Source organism: bacterium, from assembly GCA_021372775.1.
GTDB lineage: Bacteria > Acidobacteriota > Polarisedimenticolia > J045 > J045 > JAJFTU01.
Genome location: JAJFTU010000264.1, coordinates 1 through 7,725 on the forward strand (window position 1 = coordinate 1; position 7,725 = coordinate 7,725).

General features: G+C 74.9%; 4 protein-coding genes. 1 reads left to right on the plus strand and 3 read right to left on the minus strand.

Features of this window, described 5'->3' with window-relative positions:
* Positions 1 to 691: 691 nt before the first annotated feature.
* The gene (tkt, locus tag LLG88_09345; protein MCE5247106.1) at positions 692 to 2,710 is read right to left on the minus strand and encodes a transketolase; all 2,019 of its coding nucleotides are present in this window, start codon (positions 2,708 to 2,710) and stop codon (positions 692 to 694) included.
* Between the two features lie 108 nt (positions 2,711 to 2,818).
* Between tkt and hrpB the strand changes: the two genes are divergently transcribed.
* Positions 2,819 to 5,392, plus strand: a complete 2,574-nt coding sequence (hrpB, locus tag LLG88_09350) for an ATP-dependent helicase HrpB (GenBank protein ID MCE5247107.1) — start codon at positions 2,819 to 2,821, stop codon at positions 5,390 to 5,392.
* A 101-nt stretch (positions 5,393 to 5,493) separates the two neighbouring features.
* On the opposite strand, the gene bfr is transcribed toward hrpB, so the two are convergent.
* Both bfr and LLG88_09360 read right to left on the minus strand, forming a co-directional pair.
* Positions 5,494 to 5,958, minus strand: coding sequence for a bacterioferritin (gene bfr / locus LLG88_09355; GenBank protein ID MCE5247108.1), 465 nt, complete (start codon positions 5,956 to 5,958; stop codon positions 5,494 to 5,496).
* 63 nt (positions 5,959 to 6,021) lie between these two features.
* A partial coding sequence (locus tag LLG88_09360; GenBank protein MCE5247109.1) for a formate C-acetyltransferase/glycerol dehydratase family glycyl radical enzyme occupies positions 6,022 to 7,725 on the minus strand: 1,704 nt, incomplete at its 5' end.

The following is a 7,725-nucleotide window of genomic DNA, read 5'->3' on the forward strand; positions in this document are numbered from 1 at the left end:
CCACGGGGCAACGGCTCGCCGCCGCCCCCGCACGCCCGACGCGCTGTCGTGTTTGGTTGGGCGGATCGCTGATTGTCCGCGGGGTGGTGGTCCTGCTTCGATGGTCCGTGCGTTCTGTCTCGCCTCGCGTCGCGGCGTTGGCTCGCGGCGGCTGCGTTGTCACCTGCGTTGAGGCGTTAGGGCCCGTGCGTCTTGACGGTCGCGGGTCGCGCGACGGGGGGCGGCGGCTCCGCGACGGGGCAATGCTCCGCCGCCGCCCCCCGCCGCACGACCCGCTCGTCGTGTTCGTCGCCGCGCGCCATGGGCGCCGCGCGTGGCGCCCGACCTGATCTCGGCAGCCGTGTGCCGTTCAACGTCTCAAAGGCAACGTTGCGCGTCATGCACGTCGGGAGGCAGGCGCGGTGGAGTGTTGAGCGCGGCAACGATCGTCGGGGCGCGCCAGCCTCCCCCACGACGACGCGACGCCGCGTTCCGCGCGTCGGCGCGACGACGCGTTCCGCGCGACGACGTGACGCCGCGTTTCGCGCGTCGACGTGACGACGCGTGCCGCGCGATGACGCGACGACGCGTATTGCGCGTCGACGTGAGCCGCGAGCCCACGCGACGGCGCGGCCGCAGGGAGGGGAGACGCAAGAACGCCGCGCGACGGGAGGGCGCGCGGCGTTCGTCGGATCGGAAACGCGGAGGTCGGTCAGGCGCGGGAGAGGGTGCGCTCGGCGGCGGCGACGACGTTCTCGGTCGTGAAGCCGTAGCGCGCGAGGACCTCCTCGCCCGGCGCCGAGGCGCCGAAGTCGGAGACGCCGACGATCTCGCCCGCGTCGCCGACCAGCTCGCGCCAGCCGAGCGGCAGACCGGCCTCGATCGCCACGCGCGCCTTGACCGCCGCGGGCAGCGTCGCCTCGCGCCACGCCGGATCGGCGGCCGCGAAGTTCTCGAGGCAGGGCAGCGAGACGACGCGCGTCGGCACGCCGCGCTTCTGCATCTCGTCGCGCGCCGCGACCGCCAGCGCAACTTCCGAGCCGGTGGCGAGCAGGAGCAGCTTCGGCGCGCCCCCCTCGGCCTCGACCAGCGTGTAGCCGCCGCGGGCGATCCCCTCGCGCGCCTTCGCCGCCGACCCCGGCAGCGTCGGCAGCTTCTGCCGCGAGAGGACGATCGCCGTCGGCGCGCCCCGCTTCCCGAGCGCCCAGCGCCACCCTTCGGCCGCCTCGTTGGCGTCGCCGGGGCGCAGCACGGCGAGCCGCGGAATCGCGCGCAGCGCCGCCACCTGCTCCACCGGCTGGTGCGTCGGTCCGTCCTCGCCGACCGCCAGCGAGTCGTGCGTGAAGACGAAGATCGTCTCGAGGCGGTCGAGCGCCGCGAGGCGGATCGACGGCCGCATGTAGTCGGAGAAGGCGAGGAACGTCGCGGTGTAGGGGCGCAGCCCGCCGTGGGCCGCGAGGCCGTTGGCGATCGCCGCCATCGCGTGCTCGCGCACGCCGCAGCGCACGTTGCGTCCCGCGCCGGTCGCGCCGTCCACGTCGCCGCCGCCGATGCGCGTTTTGGTCGAACTGGAGAGGTCGGCGTCGAGGCCGACGACGTCCGGCCGCCGCGCGGCGAGCGCCGTCAGGGCGAGGCCGGCCGACTCGCGCGTGGCGAGCGCCTTCGAGCCGTCGGCGAACGACGGAAGGTCGGCGTCCCAGTCGGCCGCCGGCTCGCCGGCGAGCGTCGCTTTCAGCTCCGCGGCCAACGTCGGATACGCGGCCTCGTAGGCGGCGAGCCGCTCGAGCCACGCCGCGCGGCGGGCGCGGCCCCGCGCCGCGGCCTCGGCGTAGCGGGCGCGCGCCGCGTCCGGCACGACGAACGTCTTGTCGGGATCGAAGCCGAACGCTTCCTTCGCGCGCCGCGCCTCCTCGCCGCCGAGCGGCGCGCCGTGCGCGTGGTTGGTCCCCTGCTTCGTCGGCGCGCCGTAGCCGATCGTCGTGCGCACGATGATCAGCGTCGGGCGCGCAAGGTCCGCCGCCGCGGCTTCGAGCGCCGCTTCGATCCCCGCGAGGTCCTCGTCCCCTTCGACGACTTCGAGCACCTGCCAGCCGTAGGCGCGGTAGCGCGCGGCGACGTCCTCGGTGAACGTCTCGCTGAGCGGGCCGTCGAGCGAGATCCCGTTGGAGTCGTAGAGATAGATCAGCTTCCCGAGCCCGAGCCGTCCGGCGAGCGAGGCGGCCTCGGCGGAGATCCCCTCCATCAGGTCGCCGTCGGAGACGAGCGCGTAGGTGAAGTGGTCGAAGATCGCGTGCCCCGGCTTGTTGAAGCGGGCCGCGAGGAGGCGTTCGGCGAGCGCGAAGCCGACGGCGATCGCGCTGCCCTGGCCGAGCGGCCCGGTCGTCGCCTCGACGCCCGGCGTCACGCCGCGTTCGGGATGCCCCGGCGCGCGGCTGCCCCACTGGCGGAAGCGGCGCAGCTCCTCGAGCGGCAGGTCGAAGCCGGCGAGGTGCAGCAGCGCGTATTGGAGCGTCGAGCCGTGCCCCGCGGACAGGATGAAACGATCGCGGTCGGCCCAGTCGGGCGCCTGAGGATCGAAGACCAGCCGCCGCGACCAAAGCGCGTGCGCCATCGGCGCGGCGCCCAAAGGCAGTCCGGGATGTCCGGACTTGGCCGTTTCGATCATGTCCACCGCCAAGGAGCGGATCGTGTTGACGCACAGCAGGTCGGTGGAATCAGGGCTCCAGCTCATTTCAGGCCTCCCTCGGGAACGCCGGATTGTACGCCCCGCGGCCGACCCTCACTATTCGCGGCCCCGCGGGCCGCGCGGCGGACGACGCGGGCGGGCTAAGATGCGTCGATGCCGCCCGAGGCGAATCAACCGCTGCCGATCGACCCGCACCTGCCGGCGCTGCTCGACGCGCTGCGCGCGCGCGGCGCCGTCGTGCTGACCGCGGCGCCGGGCGCGGGCAAGACGACGCGCGCTCCGCGGGCGATGCTCGAGGCGGAGTGGGGAACGCGCGGGGAGATCCTCGTCCTCGAACCGCGCCGCATCGCGGCGCGCCTCGCCGCGCGTCGCGTCGCGCAGGAGATCGGCGAGGAGGTCGGCGGGCGCGTCGGCTATCAAGTGCGCTTCGAGGACCGCACCGGGCCGCGGACGCGGCTGATCTTCCTCACCGAGGGGATCCTGCCGCGGCGGCTCGCCGCCGATCCGGAACTGCGCGGCGTCGCGGCCGTCGTCCTCGACGAGTTCCACGAGCGCGGCCTCGACGGCGACTTCTGCCTCGCCGCGCTGCGCCGGCTGCGCCGCGGCGCGCGCCCCGACCTCGCCGTCGTCGTGATGAGCGCGACGCTCGACGCGGCGCCGGCCGCGGCCTTCCTCGACGCCGCGTCGATCGAGGCGCCGGGCCGCGCGCATCCGGTGGCGATCGAGCACGACCGGCTTCCCGACGACCGGCCGCTGGAGCGGCGGGTCGCGGCGGCGGCGGAGCGGCTGATCGACGGCGAGGAGCGCGGCGACCTGCTCGTCTTCCTGCCCGGCGCCGCGGAGATCCGCCGCGCCGCGGAGGCGCTCGCGCCGCTCGCCGAGAGGCGCGGGCTGCTCATCGCGCCGCTCCACGGCGACCTTCCGCCGGAGGAGCAGGACCGCGCCGTCGCGCCGAACGAGCGGCGCAAGGTGATCCTCGCCACGAACGTCGCCGAGACGTCGATCACGATCGACGGCGTGACGGCCGTCGTGGACGGCGGCCTCAAGCGCGCCGCGGGGCACTCGCCGTGGTCGGGGCTGCCGACGCGCTCGACGGCGCCGATCAGCCAGGCCTCCGCGGAGCAACGCGCGGGGCGCGCCGGCCGCACCGGCCCGGGGCGCTGCCTGCGCCTCTACACCGCGCACGACCTCGCCTGCCGCCCGCGCTTCGACGCGCCGGAGATCGAGCGGGCCGACCTCGCCGACCTCGCGCTGCGCGTCGCCGCGTCGGGCGGAGCGGCCGGCCTGGAGTGGCTCTCGCCGCCGCGCGAGGAAGCGTGGCGCGCGGCCGAGGAACTGCTGCGCCGCCTGGGGGCGCTCGACGAGGAAGGGCGCCTCACGCGCGTCGGGCGCGCGCTGGCGCGCCTGCCGGTTCATCCGCGCGCGGCGCGGGTCGCGCTGGCGGCGGCGGAGCGGGGGGCGGCGTCGCGCGGGGCGGCGCTCGCCGCGCTGCTCGGCGAGCGCGCGCTGCGGCTCGAGGCGCGCGCGTTCGGCGGCGACGGCGCGGCGTCGCGCAGCGGCCCGTCCGACCTGCTCGAGGAACTCGACGCGCTGGATGTCGCCGAGCGCGCCGGCATGCGCGCCGACGCGCTGCGCCGCGAAGGGATCGACGCCGGGGCGGCGCGCCGCGCGGCGCGCGCCCGCGACCAACTGCTGCGGCTGATGCCCCGCGCCCTCGCCGACGCGCGGCGCGGCAAGGGAAACGGCGCGGAGGGCCCCGAGGCCGAGGCCGACGAACCGCTGCTGCGGGCGCTCCTCGCCGGCTTCCCCGACCGCGTGGCGCGGCGCCGCGCGGCCGGCTCGGCGGAGGTCCTGCTCGCCGGCGGGGGCGCGGCGCGGCTCGCGCCGACGTCGGTCGTGCAGCGCGCGGAGTTCCTCGTCGCGCTGGACGCGGAGGAGCGGCGCGGCCGCGGCGTCGTCGTGCGCGCGGCGAGCGCGGTCGAGCCGGACTGGCTGCTGGAGATGTATCCGGGGCGGATCGCGGCGCGCGCGACGGTCCGCTTCGACGCGCGCCGCGAGCGGGTCGAGGAGACGGAGGAGCTGGTCTACGACGGCCTGGCGCTCGACGCCGCGCCGCGCGGCGGCGCGCCGAGCGCGGCGGCGGAGCAGGCGCTCTTCGACGCGGCGCGCGGGCGCGGGATCGATGCGTTCTGCGATCCGGGGGAGGCGGCGCGGCTGCGCCGGCGGATCGAGCTCGCCGCCGCGGCGGACGCGCGCGTCGCGCCGCTCGACGACGCGCGCCTCGAGGCGGCGCTGCGCGCGCTCTGCGTCGGACGGCGTTCGTTCGAGGAGCTGCGCGCGGCCGACCTGCTCGGCGAGCTGCGCCGCGGCCTCGGCGCCGACGCGCGCGCGGCGCTCGAACGCGCGGCGCCCGACGCGGTCCGTCTTCCCGACGGGCGGACGCTGCGGATCGAGTACGAGGCGGGGCGGCCGCCGTGGGTCGCCTCGTATCTGCAGGACTTCTTCGGTCTCGCCGAGGCGCCGCGCGTCGGCGGCGCGCCGCTGGTCGTCCACCTATGGGCGCCGTCGCGGCGGCCGCTGCAGGTCACGACCGACTTGGCGAGCTTCTGGGCCAACCACTATCCGCGGCTGCGCCAGGAGCTGATGCGCCGCTACCCCAAGCACGCCTGGCCGGAAGACCCGCTGGCGGCGCCGCCGCGCCGCTTCCGCCGCGACCATCCCCGCTGACGACGACCCGCCCGCGCGCCGCGCCGCCGCGCGTCGGCGGGACGCGGCCCGCGGAACGAGCGGAGCGCGCCGTCGGCGCGGCGCGCTCCCGGTCGCCTCTCTCAGGCCTTGTTGACGAGATAGTTGGCCAGGCCCATCTGCTCGATCTGGTCCCGCTGCGCCTCCTCCCAGTCGAGGTGGCCTTCCTCGTCCTTGAGGATCGCGGTGAGCAGGTCGCGCGTGCCGTTGTCCCCCACCTCGACGGCGAGGCGGATGCCGGTGTTGTAGGACTTGATCGCGTCCACTTCGCCCGTCAGGTCGGCGGTGACGATCTCCTGCACGTTCTTGCCGATGTGCATCTGGTTGAGCTTCGAGACGGTCGGCGTCCCCTCGAGGAAGAGGATCCGCCCGATCAGCTTCTCGGCGTGCTTCATCTCGTCGATCGCGATCTTCTCGATCGCCGCGTGCAGCTTCTCGTAGCCCCAGTTGTCGCACATCTCGGAGTGGACCATGTACTGGTTGATCGCCGTCAGCTCCTCGGCCAGCAGGTTGTTGAGCGTCTCGATCAGGTTGCTGTTGCCCTTCATGGCGTCCTCCCGGCGCATTCCGCGCAGTTCCGGAATGTACGGCGGACGCGGCGGCGCGCGGGGCTACAACGCGTCGTGCTCGGTCCGGGCGATGATCTCCTCCTGCAGCTCCGGCGAAAGGTCGTTGAAATAGTCGCTGTACCCGGCGACCCGCACGATCAGCCCGCGGTGCGCCTCGGGATCCCGCCGCGCGGCGCGCAGCGTCTCCGCGCCCACGACGTTGAACTGGACGTGGTGGCCGTCGAGCCGGAAGTAGCCGCGGACGAGCTGGGCCAGCCGGCGCAGCCCGGCCTCGTCGGCGAGCAGGGCGGGGGAGAACTTCATGTTGAGCAGCGTCCCGCCGGTGCGGAGATGGTCCATCTTCGCCGCGGAGCGGACGACCGCCGTCGGCCCGTTGCGGTCCGCCCCCTGCACCGGGGAGATCCCCTCGGAGAGCGGCTTCCCCGCGCGGCGGCCGTCGGGGGTCGCGCCGGTCAGCGCGCCGAAGTAGACGTGGCAGGTCGTGGGGAGCATCTCGACGCGCGACCGGCCGCCGCGGACGGTCGGCCGTCCGTCCACCGCGGCGAAGTAGGCGTCGAAGACGCGGCGCATCATCGCGTCGGCGCGGTCGTCGTCGTTGCCGTACTTCGGCGCCTTGTGGACGAGGCGCAGCCGCAGGTCCTCGCGGCCGGCGAAGTCGGCGTCGAGCGCGGCGACGAACTCCCGCGGCGTCGCGTCTCTCCGCCCGTAGACCGTCTCGTCCAGCGCGGCGAGGCTGTCGGCGATCGTGCCGATCCCGACCGCCTGGATGTAGCTGTTGTTGTAGCGCGCGCCGCCGGCGTTGTAGTCGAGGCCGCGGGCCACGCAGTCGTCGGTGATCGCGGAGAGGAACGGCGCCGGCATCTCCCGCGCGTAGATCCGCTCGATCAGCTGGTTCCCCGCGAACTTGATCTCGATCAGGCGCGCGAGCTGCGCGCGGAAGGCGCCGAAGAGGGTCTCGAAGTCGCCGAGCGTCTCCGGCCCGCCGGTCGCCGGGCCGAGCCGCCGGCCGCTCCGCGGATCGACGCCGTCGTGCAGCGCCAGCTCGAGGATCTTCGGCAGGTTGAAGTAGCCGGTGAGGATGTACGCCTCCTTGCCGAAGGCGCCGGTCTCGACGCAGCCGGAGCAGCCGCCCTCCCGCGCGTCCTCGACCGTCTTCCCCATCCGCAGCTGCTCTTCGATCACCGCGTCGGCGTTGAAGATCGAGGGGAAGCCGTAGCCGCGGCGCACGACCTCCAGCGCGCGCAGCAGCAGCGCGTCGGGCGTCTTGCGCGAGAGCTGGAGGTTGCTGCTCGGCTGGAGGAGGTGCATCTCCTCGATCACGTCGAGCAGCAGGTGCGAGACCGGGTTCGAGCCGTCCTCGCCGGTGCGCAGCAGCCCGCCGAGGTTGATGTTGGCGAAGTCGGTGTAGGTGCCGCTCTCCTCCGCCGTCACGCCGACCTTGGGGGGCGCGGGGTGGTTGTTGAACTTGACGAAGAAGCACTCGAGGAGCTCGCGCGCCGCCTCCTCGGTCAGCGTGCCGTCCTCGAGTCCCCGGCGGTAGAACGGCCAGAGATGCTGGTCGAGGTGGCCGGGGCTGAAGGAGTCCCAGCCGTTGAGTTCGGTGATCACGCCGAGGTGGCAGAACCAGTAGGCCTGCAGCGCCTCGTGGAAGTCGCGCGGCGCCTCGGCCGGCACGCGCCGGCAGACGTCGGCGATCTTCAGCAGCTCGGCGCGCCGCCGCGGATCGGCGGTCTCGGCCGCGCGCCG